17 protein-coding genes and 1 pseudogene are annotated in these 16,987 nt (G+C 71.6%); 12 read left to right on the top strand and 6 right to left on the bottom strand.

Annotation, left to right across the window (positions count from 1 at the left end; translation table 11 throughout):
* Window positions 1-40 precede the first annotated feature (40 nt).
* On the top strand, window positions 41-1,090 hold the full coding sequence (gene rtcA, locus DRV96_RS18860) for an RNA 3'-terminal phosphate cyclase (RefSeq protein WP_419187059.1): 1,050 nt from the start codon (window positions 41-43) through the stop codon (window positions 1,088-1,090).
* A gap of 33 nt (window positions 1,091-1,123) precedes the next feature.
* Here the strand turns inward: rtcA and DRV96_RS18855 are convergent.
* The 6 genes and pseudogenes from DRV96_RS18855 to DRV96_RS18145 all read right to left on the bottom strand — a co-directional run.
* Window positions 1,124-2,161 (bottom strand): annotated as a pseudogene (locus tag DRV96_RS18855) (MFS transporter); the annotation flags it as partial.
* 63 nt (window positions 2,162-2,224) lie between these two features.
* Window positions 2,225-3,190 (bottom strand): PDR/VanB family oxidoreductase, encoded by a 966-nt coding sequence (locus DRV96_RS14960; RefSeq protein ID WP_119292567.1) that lies wholly within the window; start codon window positions 3,188-3,190, stop codon window positions 2,225-2,227.
* Between the two features lie 8 nt (window positions 3,191-3,198).
* Complete coding sequence (locus DRV96_RS14955) at window positions 3,199-4,230, bottom strand: aromatic ring-hydroxylating oxygenase subunit alpha (protein ID WP_119292565.1); 1,032 nt, start codon at window positions 4,228-4,230, stop codon at window positions 3,199-3,201.
* 50 nt (window positions 4,231-4,280) lie between these two features.
* Window positions 4,281-4,505 carry a recombinase-like helix-turn-helix domain-containing protein gene (locus tag DRV96_RS14950; RefSeq protein ID WP_119292562.1) on the bottom strand — a complete coding sequence of 75 codons (225 nt, stop codon included), beginning with the start codon at window positions 4,503-4,505 and terminating at the stop codon, window positions 4,281-4,283.
* Window positions 4,506-4,526: 21 nt separating this feature from the next.
* Window positions 4,527-5,492, bottom strand: a complete 966-nt coding sequence (locus tag DRV96_RS14945; protein WP_119292560.1) for a VOC family protein — start codon at window positions 5,490-5,492, stop codon at window positions 4,527-4,529.
* Window positions 5,493-5,509: 17 nt separating this feature from the next.
* Window positions 5,510-5,734, bottom strand: coding sequence for a hypothetical protein (locus DRV96_RS18145; protein WP_210757061.1), 225 nt, complete (start codon window positions 5,732-5,734; stop codon window positions 5,510-5,512).
* Between the two features lie 302 nt (window positions 5,735-6,036).
* Here DRV96_RS18145 and DRV96_RS14940 point away from each other — a divergent pair, with 302 nt between their 5' ends.
* The 11 genes from DRV96_RS14940 (at window position 6,037) to DRV96_RS14890 (ending at window position 16,678) form a co-directional block, all read left to right on the top strand.
* A complete protein-coding gene (locus tag DRV96_RS14940) occupies window positions 6,037-6,861 on the top strand; it encodes an ABC transporter ATP-binding protein (RefSeq protein WP_119292558.1) in 825 nt (274 codons plus the stop codon).
* Window positions 6,862-6,914: 53 nt separating this feature from the next.
* Window positions 6,915-7,907 (top strand): ABC transporter substrate-binding protein, encoded by a 993-nt coding sequence (locus DRV96_RS14935; protein WP_235823427.1) that lies wholly within the window; start codon window positions 6,915-6,917, stop codon window positions 7,905-7,907.
* A 56-nt stretch (window positions 7,908-7,963) separates the two neighbouring features.
* Window positions 7,964-8,749, top strand: a complete 786-nt coding sequence (locus DRV96_RS14930; RefSeq protein WP_119292599.1) for an ABC transporter permease — start codon at window positions 7,964-7,966, stop codon at window positions 8,747-8,749.
* On the top strand, window positions 8,750-9,514 hold the full coding sequence (locus tag DRV96_RS14925) for an SDR family oxidoreductase (RefSeq protein ID WP_119292556.1): 765 nt from the start codon (window positions 8,750-8,752) through the stop codon (window positions 9,512-9,514).
* A gap of 129 nt (window positions 9,515-9,643) precedes the next feature.
* Window positions 9,644-10,138 (top strand): cupin domain-containing protein, encoded by a 495-nt coding sequence (locus DRV96_RS14920; protein ID WP_210757063.1) that lies wholly within the window; start codon window positions 9,644-9,646, stop codon window positions 10,136-10,138.
* Window positions 10,139-10,281: 143 nt separating this feature from the next.
* A complete protein-coding gene (locus DRV96_RS14915) occupies window positions 10,282-11,130 on the top strand; it encodes an alpha/beta fold hydrolase (protein WP_119292552.1) in 849 nt (282 codons plus the stop codon).
* Window positions 11,127-11,957: an IclR family transcriptional regulator gene (locus DRV96_RS14910; protein WP_119292550.1), complete on the top strand. Its 831-nt coding sequence runs from the start codon at window positions 11,127-11,129 to the stop codon at window positions 11,955-11,957. Before DRV96_RS14915 ends, DRV96_RS14910 begins: the two co-directional genes overlap by 4 nt.
* Window positions 11,954-13,615 carry a thiamine pyrophosphate-binding protein gene (locus tag DRV96_RS14905; RefSeq protein WP_119292548.1) on the top strand — a complete coding sequence of 554 codons (1,662 nt, stop codon included), beginning with the start codon at window positions 11,954-11,956 and terminating at the stop codon, window positions 13,613-13,615. The genes DRV96_RS14910 and DRV96_RS14905 overlap by 4 nt, the downstream gene beginning before the upstream one ends.
* Window positions 13,616-13,622: 7 nt before the next feature.
* The gene (locus DRV96_RS14900) at window positions 13,623-14,411 is read left to right on the top strand and encodes an aspartate dehydrogenase (RefSeq protein WP_119292546.1); all 789 of its coding nucleotides are present in this window, start codon (window positions 13,623-13,625) and stop codon (window positions 14,409-14,411) included.
* Window position 14,412: 1 nt separating this feature from the next.
* Window positions 14,413-15,885, top strand: a complete 1,473-nt coding sequence (locus DRV96_RS14895; RefSeq protein WP_119292544.1) for an aldehyde dehydrogenase — start codon at window positions 14,413-14,415, stop codon at window positions 15,883-15,885.
* Between the two features lie 13 nt (window positions 15,886-15,898).
* Entirely contained in the window at window positions 15,899-16,678 is a 780-nt protein-coding gene (locus DRV96_RS14890; RefSeq protein WP_119292537.1) for an SDR family oxidoreductase, read from the top strand.
* The last annotated feature ends 309 nt before the right edge of the window (window positions 16,679-16,987 follow it).

The raw sequence follows: 16,987 nt of genomic DNA, 5'->3' as shown, positions 1-16,987 counted from the left end.
GGCTGCCGCCGGCGGGCACGCGCGGCCGGGCGCGGTGCGCATGACGGCGATGCTCGACATCGACGGCGCGCACGGCGAGGGCGGCGGCCAGCTCGTGCGCACCGCGGTCGCGCTGGCCGCAGTCACCGGCACCGTAGTGCGCGTGCACGACATCCGCGCGCGGCGTCGCCGCCCGGGGCTGGCGGCGCAGCACGTGGCGGCGGTGCGCGCGGTGGCTGCGCTGTGCGACGCGCGCTGCGATGGCGTGCATCCCGGCTCGTCGGTGCTCGCGTTTCGGCCCGGCGCGCTGCACGGCGGCAGCTTCGTCGTCGACGTCGGCACCGCCGGCAGCGTCGCGCTCGTGCTGCAGGCGATGCTGCCGGCCGCGCTGGCCAGCGGCGAGGCCGTCGAGGTCGTGCTGCGCGGCGGCACCGACGTGCCGATGGCGCCGCCGGTCGATTACTTGCGCCTGGTGCTGCTGCCGCTGCTCGCGCGCATGGGCGTGCACGCTGAGCTGCAGGTCGAGCGCCGCGGCTACGTGCCGCGCGGCGGCGGCGAGGTGCGCCTGTCGCTGCCGGCGACCGGGTCGCTGGCACCGTTCGTCGTCGACGAGCGCGGGCCCGTGACCGCGATCGACGCGCACGCGCACGTCAGCCGCCTGCCGCTGGACATCGCGCGGCGCATGGCCGCCGCGGCGCGTGGCGTGATCGGGCGCACGTGGCCGTTCGACGCGCACGTCGAAGCCGGCGATCCGCTGCTCGCCTTGGGGCCCGGCGGTGCGATCGTGCTCAGCGCGGCGGCCGGGCCCACCGTGCTCGGCGCGGCGCAGGTGGCGCAGCGCGGCGTGCCCGCCGAACATCTCGGCCGGCAGGCGGCGCTGTCGCTGCGCCGCGACCTCGAAGCGGGCGCGACGCTGGACGCGCACGCGGCCGACCAGATGCTCGTCTTCCTCGCGCTCGCCGGCGCGCCGTCGGTGTTCCGGGCGTCGGCGCTGAGCGAGCATGCGCGCACCGCGATGTGGCTGATCGAGACGCTGACGACGGCGCGCTTCGCGATCACACCGCAAGGTGAGAGCATGCGCGTCGACGTGCGGCCGCACGTGCGGCGCTGACCGGCGCGCGGCGTCAGCGCGCGCTCGCCGCGCCGGCACGACGCCCACCGTGCCGGCCAGCGACGGCGGCATCAGCAGGCCGTGCCCGACGCCCACCAGCACCAGCGGCAGCGCGAGCGCCAGCGGCGTCCTGAGCCCGGCCAGCGCGAGCACGAGCAGCAGCCCGCCGATCGTCAGCGCCTGGCCCAGCCGCATCACGGTGCGCTCGCCGGCGCGGTGCGCGATGCGCGAGGTCAGGTAGTTGCCGGCGATGTACGACAGCGGGATCGCCATCACGTAGAAGCCGATGCCGTCGGGGCCGATGCCGTAGCCGCCGAGCACGATCGGCGCGCCGCCGAGGAACGCGTAGAACGTGGCCGTCGTGCTGGCCAGCACGAGCACGTACAGCACGAACACGGGCTCGCGCGCGAGGCGCGCATAGGCGCCGGCCATCGCGCGCAGCCAGTGCGACGGCGCGGCGGCGGGGCGCGAGTCGGGCAGCCCGCGCCAGGCGGCCAGCCACAGCAGTGCCGCGAGCACCGCGATGCCGACGAAGTTGGCCTGCCAGCCCCACAGCACGTGGACCTGGCCGCCGACGATCGTCGCCGCCGGCGGGCACAGCCCCATCACCATGCCGACGTAGGCCATCACGCGCGTGCGCTCGGCGCCGTGGAAGTGGTCCTGCACCAGCGCGCGGCCGATGACCATGCCGGCGCCGGCACCGGCGCCCTGCAGCACGCGCGCCGCCGTGAGCGCGAGCACGTCGCTGGCCAGCGCCGCCGCCACCGAGCCGGCGGCGGCCAGCGCGAGCCCGGCGAGCAGCACGCGCTTGCGCCCGAGCCGGTCCGACAGCGGGCCGTACAGCAGCTGCACGCTGCCGAACGCAACGACGAAGCCGCTGAACGTCAGCTGCACCGCCGCCTGCGACGCGCCGAACGTCGCGCCCCACTGCTGCATCGACGGGATGCAGATCATCATCGCCAACAGGCCGAAGGCGAGCTGCGCGAGCAGGTTGGCGACCAGCAGGCCGCGGGCGGTGTCGTCGGGCAAGGACAAGGGGTGGATGACGCGGCCATGTGCGACGGAGCGCACACCAAGGCGCGAGGGTAGCCGATGCGCGCCGCCGGCCCGGGGACGGGGCCAGCATCCGCAGGTTCAGAGGTCGAGCACGAGCCGCTCGGACCTGCAGCCCGAAACACAGACCATCATCGATCGGTTGGCCGCACGCTCAGCGGCGGTCAGCACCGAGTCGCGGTGATCGGGCTCACCTTCGAGCACGCGCGTCTCGCACGAGCCGCAGATGCCTTCCTCGCAGCTGAACGGCACGCCGGCCTTCAGCTCGATCAGGCACTGGTGCAGCGTCGTGTCCGGCGTGACTTCGAACGTGCGGCCGCTCCTGCGCAGCTCGACGGTGAAGGTGCTGCGCGCATCCGCGGCCGCAGCGACCTCGACGGCGGCGAAACGCTCGATATGCGCATTCGCGTGGCCGAGCTCGGCGCAGACCTTCTCGAACGCGTCGAGCATCACCGCCGGACCGCAGGCGTAGTAATGCTCGGTGTTGCTCGCAGCGCGCCGCGCGAGCAGCGCGCGCAGATCGGGCGGGCCGCCGCGTTCGTCGTCGAAGTGCCACGTCACGGGCACGTCCAGCGCCTCGATGTCGGCCACGAACGCCGCGCTCGCGCGTGAGCGTGCGCAGTAGATCAGCTCGAACGGACGCCCGAGGGCCTTGAGCCGTCGCGCCATGCACAGCAGCGGCGTCACGCCGATGCCGCCGGCCAGCAGCACCGAGTGCGTGGCGTCCTCGTGCAGCGGGAAGTTGTTGCGCGGCGCACCGATGGCAAGGCGTGTGCCCACGCGCAGCTGCTCGTGCACGCAGCGCGAGCCGCCGCGACTCTTGCGGTCGCGCAGCACGCCGACGACGTAGCGGTGGCGCTCGCTGCTCGGGTTGACGAGCGAGTAGCTGCGCACCATGCCGTTGGGCAGGTGCAGATCGATGTGCGCGCCGGCCTCGAAGGCCGGGAACTCACCGCCGCCGACCGGCCGCAGCTCGACGCTGATGATGTCGTCGGCCTCGTGGCGCAGCGTGTGGATCCAGGCCTGCAGGGTGTCGGACGCGCCCATCGTCGCGCTCAATGGCCGGCTCGCTCGAGTTGACGCGTCGCCAGGTGGCGCAGGTGGCGGCGCAGCCGCACGATGCCCATGTCGTGCTGGTACAGGTGCTCGCGCTTGTTGGCGTCGGGTTCCATGTTCTCGACGGCGACGCGGTCCTGCTCGAGCACGCGCCAGTGGCGCTCCTCGAGGCGGTTCTTGTAGAGGAAGCGCCAGGTGTCGCGCTGCCAGCCGCTGACCTTGCGGCAGCGCCAGTGGAACACGGCTGCGGTTCGGTTCGTGATCGGCGTGTAGCTGCCGATGATCGTGAAGTTCCCGCCCGGGCCGCCGGTCTTCGGATACGGGATCTCTAGGCGCATCAGGTGAATGCCGGTGTCGATCCACTCGGTCCAGTCGAAATTGACGTCGCGCTGGTGCTTCTTCTCGAACACGAAGCCGGTGTCGGTGTCGCGGATCTGGAACTCGGCGGTCATGTCGCCCTCGCTCATCGTGTGCGACTGCTTGTGCAGGTAAGCTCCGTGCATCGGGTCCATCACGTTGTCGATCACGTAGCGGTAGTCGCAGCCCCATTCCGTGTAGCACAGGAACGACGACCACTCGGGCGAGGTCAGCTGCTCGGGCAGGCGCAGCGGCGGCGCCTCGTCGAGCGCCGGCTGGCTCGCGTTGTAGAGGAAGATCGCACCGTTCGATTCGGCGGTGACGAAGCGCCGCGTCGGCCGCGAGCCCTCGAGCTTGCAGCCCGGGCTGCCCGGCACGCGCATCACGGTGCCGTCGCAGCGCACCTCGACGCCGTGGTACGGGCATGCGATGCGGTCGCCGAGGATGACACCCAGCGACAGCGGCGCGCCGCGATGCGGGCAGTGGTCCTCGAGGGCGTGCACCTTGCCGCCGGCGTCGCGCCACAGCACGATCTTGTAGCCCAGCCGCCGCAGCGAGACCGGGCTTTCCTTGACGAAGCCCGACGGGCAGACCGGGTACCACAGGTCCTTGAGGCCGACTTCGAGCACGGCGTCGGCCGGATCTTGCGGGAGGTGGACGGGGGCGGTGTTCATCGCGGTGCTTCCTTCGCGTGCGTGGCGGGTGGACGTGCCCTCGGTGCGGCTCAGGCGCCCAGGCGGGCCATCTCGCGGCAATAGGTCTCGGCTGTCCACGGCTGGCCGTTCGGGCCCGCGGGGCCGGTTTGGTTCAGGTAGGCGACCAGACCTTCGAGATCGTGGATGCCGGCAGCGAACGCGCGCTCGATGCTGTCGCCGAGCAGGCTCTCGTAGGCGGTGGGCGGCGCGCTGCGGCTCTGGTGCGTTTCGTTGTACAGCTCGGGGAGGCGCATGGGTTTCTCCTTACGACGGCGTCAGGCCTTGGGCTTGTCGGTCATGAAGCGCCCGCTGGGCGCCTCGGCGTTCACCTGGCGGCGCGTGTGGCCGTCGATACCGCCCTTGATCGCCCATTCGGCGAACACGGTCGGGCCGGGGGTGAAGTCGCGCGGCGTCCAGTCGGCGGTCAGTTCGTCTTCGTCGGTGTAGTACTCGACGAGTGCGCCGGCAGGGTTTTCGAAGTACCAGAACAGCGCCGACGAGATCGGGTGGCGGCCGGGACCGAGCTCCGTCGTCCAGCCGCAGCGCGACATGTGCATGCCGCCACCGATGACCTCGTGCAGGTCGCGCACCGTGAAGGCGACGTGGTTGAGCCCCTTGCGCGGGATCGGCGGCGCGAGCAGGAACAGGTCGTGGTGGCCACCCTCGGGGGCGCAGCGCATGAAGTGCCCGCGCCCGGGGTAACGGTCGGAGACGACGAAGCCCAGGCACTGCTCGTAGAACGCGGTGGTGGCCGCGAGGTCGAGCACGAAGAACACGACGTGGCCGACCTCGACCGGCTGCGCGCGTTCGTAGGCCGGCGCCGGGCGGTTCACGCGCGGACGCTCGCTCCAGGTGTTGGTGCGTGCACACTCGAGCTGGACCGGGCGCTTGCGCGTGACCTGCACGCGCACTGCCAGCCCGTTGGGGTCGGTGCAGCCGACGCGCTGGCCGTCGTCGATGTAGCCGGGCTGGCCGCGCAGGCGTTCGCGGCACGCGTCGAGTTCGGCCGCACTGCCCACCGCCCAGACGACTTCGCGCAGCGTAGGGTCGGGCTCGACGCCGGGCGGCAGCCCCGGCGTGTCGCCGTGCGCGACGCGCACGCGGCAGCCGTTGAGCGTCTCGAAGACGAGCTGCTGCGGCGTCTCGTCGAGCAGCGTCAGTCCCCAGTCGGTGAAGAAGCGGCGGCAGGTAGCCAGGTCGGACGCGCCGAACGTGATTTCGTCGATGCCCTGGATGTGCATGGGGGGCTCGCGGGCGCTCAGTGCGCGAGAAGCAACGTCGGGTTCGAAGATTGCCTGCCTGCGGCAGGCGGCTTGGTGCTGCCGACACCGCGGCCCGGCGTTCGGCGGTGCTTGCGGCCGACCGAGATCCGACCGCCGAACGCGTCTCCCTGGTCGCAGCGCGCCGCCAGCAGGGGCCTGTCCTGCGCCGGGGTCGCTTTCGGTGGGCAGGGGGATGGGCCGGCGGTGACGACGGTGAACATGCTCACGGGCAGGTCGTTTTATAAAAGAAACACCGTTTCTTTTTAGAAACGATGGTGGATGGTAGGGGTGCTGCGAGCGAGGGGTCAAGCCAATTCCGACTGAATTTCTGAGTCACCTGCCGCACCGTGCCGCAGGGACCCGATGCGCATGGCGAGGGCCGTCGTCCAGGCGCTCGAACGGCAGCGGCGCGTCATTGCATTGTCGAGCCGATCGGTCGGCTATCGCCCAGAGGCCGTCGGCTGAGGCTACGATTGATTTCCTAATAAAGCACAGTTTCTTATAAGAAACATCGGAGCAGAGCATGGTCCCTGTCGCCGACCGGGCTGGCCGTACCGACGCGCGACCGCCCGCGATCGAGTTCATCGGTGTCGACAAGCGCTTTCCGCCGCGCGGTCATTCGGGCGAAGTGCTTGCCGCGCGCGACGTGACGTTCTCGATCGCCGAAGGCGAGGTCGTCTCAATCATCGGTCCTTCGGGCTGCGGCAAGAGCACGCTGCTGAACATGGGCGCCGGGTTGGCCAAGCCGTCGGCCGGCACCGTCAAGGTCGGCGGCGAAGTCGTCGCCGGGCCGAACGAGCACGTGGCCTTCATGCTGCAGAAGGACCTGCTGATGCCGTGGCGCACGATCGCGCAGAACGTCGAATTCGGGCTCGAGCTGCGCGGCGTCAAGCCGGCGCAGCGGCGCGAGGTCGCGTACCGGCTGCTCGCGCAGTGCCACCTCAAGGGCTTCGAGCAGCATTACCCGAACCAGCTGTCGGGCGGCATGCGCCAGCGCGCCGCGCTCGCGCGCACGCTGGCCGTCGACCCGCTCGTGCTGCTGATGGACGAGCCGTTCTCGGCGCTCGATGCGCAGACCAAGATGATCCTGCAGCAGGACCTCGCGCAGATGGTCGCCGCGCAGCGCAAGACGGTGCTGTTCATCACGCACGACCTCGCCGAGGGCGTCGCGCTGTCGGACCGCATCCTCGTGATGAGCGAGCGCCCGGGCACGATCGTCGAGGAGATCGTCGTCGACATTCCCGGCCGCGACAACCCGATGCAGCGGCGCAAGCACCACGCGGTGGCCGATTACGTCGCGCATCTGATGGACCTTCTCAAGCTCGATGCCAGCGCCGAGGTGCACTGACCCGCTCCCGCCCCGACCGACTTCCCATCCGCCCCTTTTGAACGGAGACCGCGATGTCCCTGCCCATGCTCCCCCGCCGCGCCTGCCTCGTCCTCACCGCCGTCGCCGCACTCGGTGCACCGCTGGCGGCCCACGCGCAGCTGCAGGAGGTGACCTACCTGCTGCCCGCGCCGGCCACGCTCGTCGCCTTCGGGCCGTGGATGGTGGCGCAGGCCAAGGGCTACTACGAGCAGGAAGGACTGAAGGTCAACTTCGTCAGCGGGCGCGGCGGCGTCGACGTCGCCAAGCAGATCGGCGCCGGCAATGCCGTCGTCGGCGGCGCGATCGGCGACACGCCGATCATCGCGCGCGCGCAGGGCATCCCGGTCAAGGCGGTCGCCGTGCTCGGGCAGGGCTCGCTGATGGCGCTGGTCAGCCACAAGGACGAGCGCATCGAGAGCCCGCGTGAACTGAAGGGCCGCACGGTGACGACGATCTCGTACACCGACACCACCTACTACGCGCTGCTGGGCATGCTCAGCAAGGTCGGGCTGACGAAGAACGACGTCAACATCCAGGCCGCCGGCCCGGCGGGCGTGTGGCAGCAGTTCGCTGCGAAGAAGGCCGCCGCGATGGCCGCCGTGCCCGACTGGACCGTGGCCGCGATGGAGGCCGGTGCGCAGGTCGACATCCTGCCGGCCGACATCTACTTCAAGAGCATGGCGCAGGCCATCCTCGCCGCCGACGACACGATCCAGAAGAACCCGCAGCTGATCCAGAAGCTGGTGCGCGCGACGCTCAAGGGCATGAAGGACATCATGGCCGACCCGAAGGCCGCCACCGCTGTCTACGTCAAGCACGTGCCGGTGCACCAGGGCAAGGAGGCCACCGTGCTCAAGACCTTCGAGCTGTACAACAAGTACGTCTACGCGGCGCAGAAGGTGCCCGGCACGATGGACGAGACGCGCTTGGGCGAGCTGCAGAAGTTCTACGTCAGCAACGGCGTCGTGCCCAGGGAGGTGCCGCTGAAGGACCTCTACACCAACCAGTTCGTGGCGGCCAAGTGAACACGCTCGCCGTCAAGCGACTCAAGCGCGCCGATGCCGCCTCCCGTGAGGTCCCGATGACCGCCGACCGCGAGCGCCTCGTGACCGCCGGCTGGAGCGTGGCCGTGCTGCTCGTGTTCCTGCTCGCGTGGGAGTTCGTGCCCGGCTGGCTCGGAGTGCCCGACTTCGTGCTGCCGCCGCTCAGCCACACGGTGGCCGAGCTCGGCCGCATCTGGGGCGCCGAGCGGCTGCTGTGGCACGCCGGCATCACGGCGCTCGAGGTGGTGGTCGGCTTCGCGCTCGGTTCGCTGCTCGGCGCGGCGATCGGCTACGCGCTCGGCCTCGCGCCGCGTGTCGAGGCGGTGCTGTCGCCGTACCTGCTCGCACTGCAGATTGCGCCGAAGGTCGCGTTCGCGCCGCTGTTCGTGATGTGGCTCGGCTACACGGTGTACCCGAAGATCCTGGTGGCGGTGCTGATCGTGTTCTTCCCGGTGCTGATCAACGTGCTGTCGGCGATGCGGGCGATGGACCACGACCTGGTCAACCTCGCGCGCTCGTTCTCGGCCACGCGCTGGCAGGTGTTCCGCATGGTCGAGTTCCCGACCACGCTGCCGCCGCTGTTCTCGGGGCTGCGCATCGCGAGCACGCTGGCCGTCATCGGCGTCGTCGTCGGCGAACTCGTCGGCGGCAACATGGGGCTGGGCTACCTGCTCGTGTTCTTCGAGGGGCAGGGCAACACGGCCGGCGTGTTCGTCGTGATCGGTGCGCTGACGGTGATCGGCATCGTCGCGTATTACGCCGTCGTGTTCGCCGAGAAGCGCGTGCTGCACTACCTGCCGAGCACCCAGCGCATCGGAGCCTGAATGACGACGACCGCCATTCCCGAAATCCGGCTCGATGGCCGCCGCGTGCTCGTCACCGGCGCCGCGCGCGGCCTGGGCGAGAGCTTCGCGCGCGCGCTGGTCGCCGCCGGTGCGCGCGTGGCGATCAGCGACGTGCTGCACGAGCGCGGCCGCGCGCTCGCGGCCGAACTCGGCGCGGCGGCGCACTACGTGCCGCTGGACCTGATGGACGCCGACGGCATCCGCGCCGGCGTGGCTGCCGCGGCGCAGGCGCTCGGTGGGCTCGACGGCCTGATCAACAACGCCGCGATCACGAACTCGGGTGGCAAGGCAATGGACGAGCTCGCCGTCGACACCTGGGACCGTGTAATGGACGTCAACGTACGCGGCACCTGGCTCGTCACGGTGGCCGCACGGCCGTTTCTTGCCGCCAGCGGCAGCGGGCGCGTCGTCAACATCGCCTCCGACACCGCGCTGTGGGGCGCGCCGAAGCTGCTCGCCTACGTCGCGAGCAAGGGTGCCATCATCGCGATGACGCGCGCGCTCGCCCGCGAGATGGGCGCCGACGGCATCACCGTCAACGCGATCGCGCCAGGGCTGACGCTGGTGGAGGCCACCGAGTACGTGCCGCCTGCGCGCCATGAGCACTACCTACAGGGCCGCGCGATCGCGCGCGCCCAACTCCCCGCCGACGTCGACGCCGCCGTGCTGTTCCTGCTCAGCCGCGGCGCCGGCTTCGTCACCGGACAGCTGCTGCCGGTCAACGGCGGCTTCGTGATGAACTGAGACAGGAGTCCGACCGACATGAACGCTCCCCTGCCCGCGGTCGCACCGGCGGCCAACGAACCCGTGTTCAACGCGCGCGGTCTGCTCGACGCGCAGATCCCGCCCGAGGCCGAGATCCAGGCCAGCCTGATGCAGCGGCCCGGCCAGAGCTTTGCCGAGTGGATGGAGTCGCGCGTCGCGCGCCGCGCCACGCGCCGCTACGACTGGGACGCGCTGGCGTTCCAGACGCAGGTCGACCCGCGCTACCGCCGCGCACAGATGCGCTACGTCGGCACCGGCGGCACCGGCGTCGCGAAGGACGGCAACACCGTGCCGGCGGCGCACTTCACGTTCTCGACGATGGTGATCCCGGCCGGCCACATCGGCCCGTCGCACATCCACTACGACGTCGAGGAGATCTTCTTCGTGATGCGCGGCACGATGAAGGTGATCTGCGAGAAGGACGGCCAGCGCTGGGAAGCCGTGATCGGCGAGCGCGATCTGATCTCGGTGCCGCCGGGCGTGTACCGCGAGGAGCACAACATCGGCGAGGAAGACGCGCTGATGTGCGTGATGCTCGGCAGCCCGAAGCCGATCACGCCAACCTACCCGCCGGACTCGCCGCTGTCCAAGATCAAGCGTTGACCCATGGGCCACCCCCTACGCGCTTCGCGCGGCCCCTCCCGAGGAGGGGGCATCGGCAGCGGACCGGCGAAGCCGGATCCGCGGCGATCGCTTGAAGTCGTGCGTTGCATCGCGCGTGGGACGTTGCGACGTGCCGGCCGCCGATGACGCTGCAGCGGATCCTTGAACAGCACCCGCTGCGCCATGCGCAGCTCGGCGTCGCGCGCGTGTCGTACCGCGACGCCGGCACCGGCGCCGCGGTGACGCACGTGCTGCTGCACGGCATCGGCTCGGCCTCGGGCAGCTGGGCGCTGCAGCTGCAAGCGGCGCAGCACCGAGCCGACTGCCGCGTGCTCGCGTGGGACGCCCCCGGCTACGGCGACAGTACGGCACTGCCGGGCGCTGCGCCCAACGCCGGCGCCTACGCGCAGCGGCTGTGGGACTGGGTCGACGTGCTCGGCGCGACGGCGCCGCTGACGCTGGTCGGCCACTCGCTGGGGGCGGTCATCGCCGCGCGTGCGGCGCGCCTGCAGCCGGCGCGCGTGTGCCGGCTCGTGCTGCTCGCGCCGGCGCGCGGCTACGGCCAAGCGCCCGAGGCCGAGCGGCGCAGGAAGCTCGACGAGCGGCTGACGCTGCTCGCGCAGATGGGGCCCCAGGGACTGGCGCGCGAGCGCGCCGGCGCGATGCTGTCGCCCGGCGCGGCGCCCGAACTCGTCGACGCGGTGCGCGAGACGATGGCGCGCCTCGACCCCGCCGGCTACACGCAGGCCGCGCGGCTGCTCGACCAGTCCGACCTGCTCGCCGACCTCGCGCACGTCACCGCGCCGGTCGACGTGGCCAGCGGCAGCGCCGACGCGATCACGCCGCCGGCGGCGTGCCAGGCCGTCGCGCGGCATGTCGGCCGGCCGTGGCACGACCTCGGTCCGGTCGGCCACGCGTGTCCGCTCGAAGCCGCCGCAGCCGTCGCCGCGCTGATCGGTCTCGGCCCCGAGGCGCAGGAACTTCACCGATGAACGCCAAGACCGCCCCCGACGACCGCTACACCGTCCCCGCGCTGCAGCGCGGCCTGCAGCTGCTGATGCAGTTCAGCCGCGAGGAGCGTGAGCTCACCGGTGCCGAGTTGTCGCGCCGGCTGCAATTGCCACGCGCCTCCGTCTTCCGCATGCTGCACACGCTCGAGAAGATGGGCTTTGTCGAGCGCGCTGACGACGGCAACGCCTACAAGCTTGGGCTCGCGGTGCTGCGGCTGGGTTTCGAGCTGCTGGCATCGATGGAGCTCACCGAGTACGGGCGCCCGGTGATCGAGGCGCTGCGCGACCGCTGCGGCTACGCGGCGCACCTGGTGGTGCGCGACGGCCGCGAGATCGTCTTCATCGCCAAGGCGCACGGCCACAACTCGCTGTTCCAGTCGATCCAGGTCGGCGCGCGCCTGCCGGCGCACGCCACCGTGCTCGGCCGTCTGCTGTTGTCGGACCTGGATCTGCCCGCGTTGCGCCAGCTCTATCCCGACGAGCCGCTGAAGGCCTATACGGCGCGCACGCCGACCACCGTCGAGCAGCTCAAGGCGATGATCGACGCCGACCGCGCCAACGGCTACGGCGTCAGCCAGGGCGGCTTCGAGACCGGCATCTCGACGATCGCCGCGCCGGTGTTCAACGACCGCGGCGAAGTCGCTGCGGTGGTCAGCATCACGGTGCCGGGCCAGCGCATCGACGACCACGAGCTGCCCAGGCTGATCGAGGCCGTGAAGGACGCCGCCGCGCAGCTGACCGAACGCATCAGCCACCTGCCGCACCGCGGCGCGTGGCCCACCCGCACCCCCGACAGGAAGGCTGCATGACCGCCCCCACCCGCATCACCGTCGGCGAGCTCGCCGCGCGCTTCCTCGAGGCGTGCGGCGTGCGCGCGGCCTTCGGCGTGATCTCGATCCACAACATGCCGATCCTCGACGCGTTGCACACGCGCCGGAAGATCCGCTTCGTCTCGGCGCGCGGCGAGGCCGGCGCCTGCAACATGGCCGACGCCTACGCGCGCGTCAGCGCCACGCTCGGCGTGTGCGTCACCAGCACCGGCACCGGCTGCGGCAACGCCGCCGGCGCGATGGTCGAGGCGCTAACCGCCGGCACGCCGCTGCTGCACCTGACCGGCCAGATCGAGTCGCCGTACCTCGACCGCGACCTCGGCTACATCCACGAACACCCGGCGCAGCTGGCGATGCTCAAGGCGGTGGGCAAGGAGGCATTCCGCGTGCGCAACCCCGAGACCGCGCTGGCCACGCTGCGCGAGGCGGTGCGGCTCGCGCACACGCCGCCGTGCGGGCCGGTCAGCGTCGAGATCCCGATCGACGTGCAGAAGGCCACGCTCGAGCTGCCGCCGGACCTGTCGCCGCTGGCGGTGCCGCCGGTCGTGCCCAGCGCCGCGGCGGTCGACGCGCTGGCCGAGCGGCTCGCGTCGGCGAAGCGCCCGCTGCTGTGGCTGGGCGGCGGCGCACGCGGTGCCGGTGCCGCGGTGCGGCGGCTCGTCGACATGGGCTTTGCCGTCGTGACCTCGGTGCAAGGCCGCGGCATCGTCCCCGAGGACCACCCGCGCACGCTCGCGGCATACAACCTGCACAAGGCCGCCGAGCACTTCTACGAGACGGTCGATGCGATGCTCGTCGTCGGCTCGCGGCTGCGCAGCAACGAGACGCTGACCTACAAGCTCAGGCTGCCGGGGCGGCGCTTTCGCGTCGACGCCAATGCGCTGGCCGACCAGCGCGGCTACGGCAGCGAGTTCTTCGTGCACGGCGATGCGCAGCTCACGCTCGACGCGCTGGCCGACCGCCTGCAGGGGCGGCTGAAGGTCGACCCGCGGCTGGCCGACGACGTGCAGCGCGCACGCCGGCAGGCGGCCTGCGACGTCGACGCGACGCTGGGGCCGTACGTCGAACTGAAGAACGCGATCGGCGACGTCGTCGGCCGCAAGCTCTGGTGGGTGCGCGACATCACGCTGTCCAACAGCATGTGGGGCAACCGCGCGCCGGTGCTCGACCACCCGCGCGCCGGCGTGCACGCGCTGGGCGGCGGCATCGGTCAGGGCCTGGCGATGGGCGTCGGCGCCGCGGTGGCCAACCACGAGCACGCGCTCGGGCGCAAGACAGTCGCGCTGTGTGGCGACGGCGGCTTCATGCTCAACGTCGGCGAGCTCGCGTGCGCCGCGCAGGAGAAGGCCGACGTGCTGTTCATCGTGATGAACGACCGCCGCTACGGGGTCATCAAGAACATCCAGGACGAGCTCTACGGCGGGCGCCATGCCTACGTCGAGCTGCGCACGCCCGACTTCGCGCAGCTGTGCGCGAGCCTGCAGGTGCCGTACCTGGCCATGCCGCGTCCGGGCACCGCGAAGGCCACGCTCGAGCGCGCGCTGGCCACGCCGGGGCCGGTCGTCATCGAGGTCGACATGGCAGCGTGGGGGCCGTTCGCGGCCAAGTTCGCCGGTCCGCCGAAGCAGGCGCAGTGAGGCCGCGATGCTCGACGTGACCCTGATCGGCTTCGGCGCCATCGGCCGCACGCTGTTCGCGCGCACGGGCACGATGGAGGGTGTGCGCATCGCGCACGTCGTCGTGCCCGCAGCACACGTCGACGACGTGCGGCGCGACGTCGACGGCGCGGTGCAAATCGTCGCCGGCGTGCCGGCCGATGCAGGGCTGGTTGTCGAGTGCGCCGGCCACGAGGCGCTGACCGCGCACGTGCTGCCGGCACTCGCGCGCGGCGTCGAATGCGCAGTGCTGTCGGTCGGTGCACTGTCGGCGCCGGGACTGGCCGAGCAGCTCGCCGACGCTGCGGCGCACGGGCGCACGCAGGTGCACCTGCTGGCGGGTGCGATCGGCGGCGTCGACGCGATCGCAGCGGCACGGCTGGCCGGGCTCGAGCGCGTGACCTACACCGGCCGCAAGCCGCCGTCAGGCTGGCGTGGCACCGCGGCCGAAGCCGTCGTCGACCTCGACACGCTCGCGGCGCCGGCCGTGATCCTCGAGGCCAGCGCGCGCGAGGCCGCGCGCCTGTACCCGAAGAACGCCAACGTCGCGGCCACCGTCTCGCTCGCCGGGCTCGGGCTCGACGCGACGCGCGTGCGCCTCATTGCCGACCCGACGGTGCGCGACAACATCCACGAGATCGAGGTCGAGGGCACCTTTGGCCGCATGCAGGTCACGATGTGCGGCCGCCCGCTGCCCGACAACCCGAAGACGTCGGCGCTGACGGTGCTGTCGGCGCTGCGCTTCCTGCACAACCGCGCCGCAGCCGTGACGATCTGAGATGGCCGAGACCTTGCAGAGCTTCTTCGCCGGGCGCTGGCGCGACGCCAGCGGCCCCGAGTACGCGACCGAGTACCCGCACGACGGCAGCGTCGTCGCGACGCTGCACGCGGCCACCGCCGCCGACGTCGACGAGGCGGTGCAGGCCGCCGAGCGTGCGCGCCGCGCGCCGGCGTGGGCGCAGCTCAAGCCGCACGAGCGCGCCGGCCTGCTGTGGCGCATCGCGCAGGGCATCCGCGAGCGTGCCGAGGAGCTCGCACAGCTGCAGCGGCTGGACAACGGCAAGCCGATCCGCGAATGCCGTGCGCTGGTGGCCAGCGCCGCCGGCACGTTCCAGTTCTTCGCTGCCGCGGCCGAGACCTGGGAGGAGACGATCACACCGTCGCGTGGCGACTACCTGACGATGAGCGTGCACGAGCCGCTGGGGGTGGTGGGCGCGATCACGCCGTGGAACTCGCCGATCGCCAGCGAGGCGCAGAAGCTCGCGCCGGCACTGGCGGCCGGCTGCGCCGTCGTCCTCAAGCCGGCCGAGATCACGCCGCGCATGGCGATCGAGCTGGCCAGGATCTGCCAGCGTGCCGGCGTGCCCGACGGCATCGTCAGCGTGCTGCCGGGCAAGGGCTCGGTCGTCGGCGACGCGCTGGTGCGCCACCCGCTCGTCAAGCGCATCGCGTTCACCGGCGGCACCGCGGTCGGGCTGGGGATCCAGCGGCTGGCGGCCGAGAAGCTGATGCCGACCTCGCTCGAGCTCGGCGGCAAGTCGCCGACCGTCGTGCTGCCCGACGCCGAGCTCGACCACGCGGTGGCCGGCGTGCTGTACGGCATCTTCAGCTCGTCGGGCGAGTCGTGCATCGCCGGCTCGCGTGCGTTCGTGCACGAGAGCGTCTACGACGCGTTCCGGGCGCGGCTGCTCGACGGCGTCGCGCGCCTGCGCGTGGGCGACCCGGCGCGCGAGGACACGCAGATGGGACCGCTCGTCAACCGCGCGCACCGCGAGACGGTCGAGCGCTACGTGCAGCTCGGCCGCGACGAGGGCGGGTGCGTGCTCACCGGCGGCGAGCGACCGACCGGCGGCTTCTACGATGCCGGCAGCTACTACTTGCCCACCGTCATCGAGGGCCTGTCCAACCGCGCGCGCATGTGCCAGGAGGAGATCTTCGGCCCGGTGCTCGCGCTGCTGCCGTGGCGCGACGAGGACGACCTGGTGGCGCAGTGCAACGACAACGTCTACGGGCTGGCTGCGGGTCTGTGGACGCGCGACTTCCGCGCCGCGTGGCGCATCGGCCGCGCGCTCGAGACCGGCACCGTCTGGGTCAACACCTACAAGCAGTTTTCGATCAGCACGCCGTTCTCGGGCGTCAAGATGAGCGGCTACGGGCAGGAGAAGGGGCGGCTGGGCATCCTCGAGTACACGAGCCAAAAGAGCTTCTACGTCGGCCTGAACGAGCAGCCGCTGCCGTGGGCGACGTCGTGACGGGGGCCGGCTGATGGACCTGGGCATCGCCGGGCGCAAGGCCCTGGTGTGCGGGGCGAGCGCCGGGCTCGGCCATGCGTGCGCGAAGGCGCTCGTCGAAGACGGTGTCCACGTGGTCATCGTCGCGCGCACCGAGGGGCCGCTCGTCGAGGCGGCGCAGCGGCTCGCGGCGATCGGGCGCGGGCGCGTCGAGTGGGTCGCAGCCGACGTGACGAGCGCCGACGGCCGTGCGCGCATCTTCGCGGCGCACCCCGACTTCGACATCGTCGTCACCAACGCCGGTGGCCCGCCGCCGGGCGACTTCCGCCAGTGGACGCGCGACGACTGGCTGCGCGCGATCGACGCCAACATGCTCGCGCCGATCGAGCTGATCAAGGCCACCGTCGACGGCATGATGGCGCGCGGCTTCGGGCGCATCGTCAACATCACGTCGAGCGCGGTGAAGTCGCCGGTCGAGGGGCTGGGACTGTCGACCGGCGCGCGCAGTGCGCTCACCGGCTTCGTCGCCGGCCTGGCGCGGCAGACGGTGGCGCACGGCGTGACGATCAACAACCTGCTGCCGGGCACGTTCGACACCGCACGGCTTGCGGGCAACCTCGCGGCGCAGGCGCAGCGCGAGGGCATCACGGCGGAGCAGGCGCGCGCGCGGCGGCTGGCCAAGCACCCGGCGCGACGCTTCGGCGACCCCGACGAACTCGGTCGCACCTGCGCGTTCCTGTGCAGCGTGCACGCCGGCTACCTCAACGGGCAGAACATCCTGCTCGATGGCGGGTCGTTCAACGGCGTGTTCTGAGCGCCGCGCGGCTCGCCTTTCCCGTCATCCTAAATCCGGCAGTTACCCCGTCGCTGGCAGGCCAGCCGCGGGTCGTGGTGGGCCGACGATCGGGGCTATGCGGTCGCTGACGTAGCGCAGCAGGCCGGCGCGCGTCAAGGTAGTTGTCGCCTCGTTCATGCAGCCAGTGGCTGCGTATCGACGCACCCTGAGCGTGTCTTGACGACGGCGTCGCGTTCAGGGTTCAGAGTCACCGCAGCGATGGGCGTCCAGTTGCGCGTGACGCCCGACCAGCGGCGCGGGTGGCGCTCGCGAGCCTGCAGGTACAGC

The organism is Azohydromonas sediminis, from assembly GCF_003574675.1.
Classification (GTDB): Bacteria; Pseudomonadota; Gammaproteobacteria; order Burkholderiales; family Burkholderiaceae_C; genus Calidifontimicrobium; species Calidifontimicrobium sediminis.
This window is presented reverse-complemented; position numbering and strand designations above follow the sequence as displayed.

What these genes read in the sequence shown, in the direction of transcription:
- rtcA (WP_419187059.1), top strand. Translation starts at nt 41, where the DNA reads ATGACGGCGATGCTCGACATCGACGGCGCGCACGGCGAGGGCGGCGGC.
- DRV96_RS14960 (WP_119292567.1), bottom strand. Translation starts at nt 3,190, where the DNA reads ATGGGCGCGTCCGACACCCTGCAGGCCTGGATCCACACGCTGCGCCAC.
- DRV96_RS14955 (WP_119292565.1), bottom strand. Translation starts at nt 4,230, where the DNA reads ATGAACACCGCCCCCGTCCACCTCCCGCAAGATCCGGCCGACGCCGTG.
- DRV96_RS14950 (WP_119292562.1), bottom strand. Translation starts at nt 4,505, where the DNA reads ATGCGCCTCCCCGAGCTGTACAACGAAACGCACCAGAGCCGCAGCGCG.
- DRV96_RS14945 (WP_119292560.1), bottom strand. Translation starts at nt 5,492, where the DNA reads ATGCACATCCAGGGCATCGACGAAATCACGTTCGGCGCGTCCGACCTG.
- DRV96_RS18145 (WP_210757061.1), bottom strand. Translation starts at nt 5,734, where the DNA reads ATGTTCACCGTCGTCACCGCCGGCCCATCCCCCTGCCCACCGAAAGCG.
- DRV96_RS14940 (WP_119292558.1), top strand. Translation starts at nt 6,037, where the DNA reads ATGGTCCCTGTCGCCGACCGGGCTGGCCGTACCGACGCGCGACCGCCC.
- DRV96_RS14935 (WP_235823427.1), top strand. Translation starts at nt 6,915, where the DNA reads ATGTCCCTGCCCATGCTCCCCCGCCGCGCCTGCCTCGTCCTCACCGCC.
- DRV96_RS14930 (WP_119292599.1), top strand. Translation starts at nt 7,964, where the DNA reads ATGACCGCCGACCGCGAGCGCCTCGTGACCGCCGGCTGGAGCGTGGCC.
- DRV96_RS14925 (WP_119292556.1), top strand. Translation starts at nt 8,750, where the DNA reads ATGACGACGACCGCCATTCCCGAAATCCGGCTCGATGGCCGCCGCGTG.
- DRV96_RS14920 (WP_210757063.1), top strand. Translation starts at nt 9,644, where the DNA reads ATGCAGCGGCCCGGCCAGAGCTTTGCCGAGTGGATGGAGTCGCGCGTC.
- DRV96_RS14915 (WP_119292552.1), top strand. Translation starts at nt 10,282, where the DNA reads ATGACGCTGCAGCGGATCCTTGAACAGCACCCGCTGCGCCATGCGCAG.
- DRV96_RS14910 (WP_119292550.1), top strand. Translation starts at nt 11,127, where the DNA reads ATGAACGCCAAGACCGCCCCCGACGACCGCTACACCGTCCCCGCGCTG.
- DRV96_RS14905 (WP_119292548.1), top strand. Translation starts at nt 11,954, where the DNA reads ATGACCGCCCCCACCCGCATCACCGTCGGCGAGCTCGCCGCGCGCTTC.
- DRV96_RS14900 (WP_119292546.1), top strand. Translation starts at nt 13,623, where the DNA reads ATGCTCGACGTGACCCTGATCGGCTTCGGCGCCATCGGCCGCACGCTG.
- DRV96_RS14895 (WP_119292544.1), top strand. Translation starts at nt 14,413, where the DNA reads ATGGCCGAGACCTTGCAGAGCTTCTTCGCCGGGCGCTGGCGCGACGCC.
- DRV96_RS14890 (WP_119292537.1), top strand. Translation starts at nt 15,899, where the DNA reads ATGGACCTGGGCATCGCCGGGCGCAAGGCCCTGGTGTGCGGGGCGAGC.